The organism is Mycobacterium sp., assembly GCF_035506235.1.
In the GTDB taxonomy this organism is placed as follows: Bacteria; Actinomycetota; Actinomycetes; order Mycobacteriales; family Mycobacteriaceae; genus Mycobacterium.
Genome location: NZ_DATJPU010000043.1, coordinates 1 through 2,232, shown reverse-complemented (window position 1 = coordinate 2,232; position 2,232 = coordinate 1). Strand labels below are relative to the sequence as shown.

Annotated in this window: 2 protein-coding genes and 1 pseudogene; 1 reads left to right on the top strand and 2 read right to left on the bottom strand. The window is 69.0% G+C overall.

Annotated elements, in window-relative coordinates; all coding sequences use genetic code 11:
- On the top strand, window positions 1-80 hold an 80-nt coding region (locus VMD50_RS29800; protein WP_414685999.1), incomplete at its 5' end, for a hypothetical protein.
- A gap of 168 nt (window positions 81-248) precedes the next feature.
- Here VMD50_RS29800 and VMD50_RS04525 read toward each other — a convergent pair.
- Window positions 249-1,934 carry an IS1634 family transposase gene (locus VMD50_RS04525; protein ID WP_325425286.1) on the bottom strand — a complete coding sequence of 562 codons (1,686 nt, stop codon included), beginning with the start codon at window positions 1,932-1,934 and terminating at the stop codon, window positions 249-251.
- A gap of 63 nt (window positions 1,935-1,997) precedes the next feature.
- Window positions 1,998-2,232 (bottom strand): annotated as a pseudogene (locus VMD50_RS04520) (hypothetical protein); the annotation flags it as partial.

Genomic DNA, 2,232 nt, shown 5'->3' with positions numbered 1-2,232 from the left:
CCTCGCTGCGGGTAACCGCGTCGCCGGCGCTGATGGGCGACCTCAAGGAGTTGCTCGGCCCGGGCTGCCTGGGTGGCTAGCGGCGATCGCAAGCGCGGCAAAGCCGGGCGAAGCGGGTCGCCGCAATCGGGTTAGCCTAGCGGGAGTTTCCGGCCTTCGGTGATTGTCGGTCTGGTTTCGCCTGGTAGGGCTGTGTTTTCGAGCAGGGTGGGTGTATTACCCACCTTCGCGGCTCGGCCCACGGTTGGTCAGCGGGTGGGTGCGTATTGGTGGATGTCGAACAGGTCGGCGAGGCGCTGCTGGGTGGGGTCGATGTCGGTGAGCATGCGCTGTATGCGGGGGCGTCCCTTGCCGCCGTCGTGGTAGAACAGCACGGTTTCTTCGATGCCGGCGAGCTGGTCGAGCAGCTCGCGCACCGACAGGTGCAGGCCTGCCTGGGCGGCGTGGCGGCGCATCAGGTGGGCGACGGTGAGGGCGAGCACGCAGTAGAACACGTGCACGCGGATCTTGGAGTCGGTCCAGTGGTGCATCGGGCTGAACGAGACCACGTGTGGGTCCTTGAGTTGGCGGAAGCCGAATTCGGCGTCGGATTGGGATCGGTAGGCGGCCACCACGTCGGGCACCGGCCAGTCGCGGTTGGTGAATAGGATCCGCTTGCCGAACAGCCGCTGTTCGAGGTGTTTTCGGGCCTTGGTATCGGTGCGCGAGGTCAGCCGCAGCTCGGCGGGCGCCTGGCCGGTCAACGTGACGGTGAGGATGTCGGCCACCCAGCGGGGCTTGCAGATCGTGGCGATCTGGGCCTGCACCTTGTCGCGGTCGCGGCGGGTGCGGCCGCGGGCCAGGCGGGCGGCGAGTTCGGCGAGCCGACGGCGGGCGATGGCCAGGGTCTGGTCCAGGCCGCGGGACTGCTTGGCCGCCAGGGTCGCCGACCGGGTGAGCACGGCGCGGCGGGTCACGCCCAGCGCGGTGACGGTGGTGTCGACGTAGCGCAGCCCGGGGTAGCGGTCCTCGTCGACGGGGCGGTAGTCGCGGTTGGGGATGGCCAGCAGGCTGGGGTGATCGGACGGCGGCAGGGATCCGACGAACCCGATCCCGTGCGCCTCGACGAGTTCGTGGTTGTCGGTGCTGTTCTGCCCGGCGTCATAGACCACGGTCAGCGACTCGACCCCGGTGACCAGGCCCCGGTACCGGGCGACCAGCTCGTCGACGACGGTGGGGAACTGGGTGACGTCGGGCCGATCCCCGGGATAGGCGTGCGAGATCACCGGCACCCCGCCGTCGCGGGTGACGACCAGCGCCAACCCGACCAGCCGCAGGTCGGTGCGTTTCTGTTTGGCCTTGCCGCGCTGCGCGATCGGCGCGCGCTGGTTGCCGGTGTCGATGAAGGTGGCGAAGTTGGTCATGTCCAGCGCCAGCCCGCTCAGATCGAGCCCGAACTTGGTGAGCATCCGCCGCCCGAGCCGGGTCTCGATCTCGCGCAGCTGCACCTCGCCGAGGCGGTCCATCGCGTCCCAGAACCGGCGATGATCCAGCGCGGCCCGGTCCAGCCTCACCCACCGGGGTCCGGCCGTGGTGGCCCACCAGTCGGCGAACTCGCGCTTGGAGCACGGGTCGATGACCCGGTTCGCGCATGCCAGGGCCAGGTAGGTGCCCACCGAGGCGGCCGCGTCCGGGCGGCGGGGCGCCACATCGTCCACGATCCCGGCTACGCCCAACCGGACCAGCGTCGACCACACCGCCGCCAAATCCCCGAACCGCTTGTGCCGGCTGCGGATCGGCTGCCCCGCCGGCGTCTGCGACAGCTTCGCCATCACCTCCTCCGCGCTGCCCAGATACTGCTGGGACACGATGCGCGGCCTGCCCTGCACGCGGGCCGATTCCACCAGGTAGTAGTAGGTCTGCTTGCCGCGCCGCTTACCCACGATCGACGCCATATATGGGTAATACACTTTAGTCACACAAACCTCAAGCACCACAACGCAAGACACGCCGATCAGCTACAAAGGCCGGAAACTCCCGCTAGGCCTCGCAGGCTTCCAGCCGCTTGCGGACCTGCCGCGGCGCACGGCCGAGTCGGCTTCGTCGATGACATTCCTGGCGATGAGGGAGTGCGCGAGCGCGACGAGTTGGCTCTCGGGATACGGCAGAGCCGCGTACACCTTTTCGGACAGGCGGTCCTCGTCGTGTCGACGCGTCAGCAGCTCTAGTGCCGTTCCCTGCCGGTCGAGGGCC

Excerpts from the sequence above, each read along its gene's own strand:
- VMD50_RS04525 (WP_325425286.1), bottom strand. The coding sequence starts at position 1,934 with ATGGCGTCGATCGTGGGTAAGCGGCGCGGCAAGCAGACCTACTACTAC.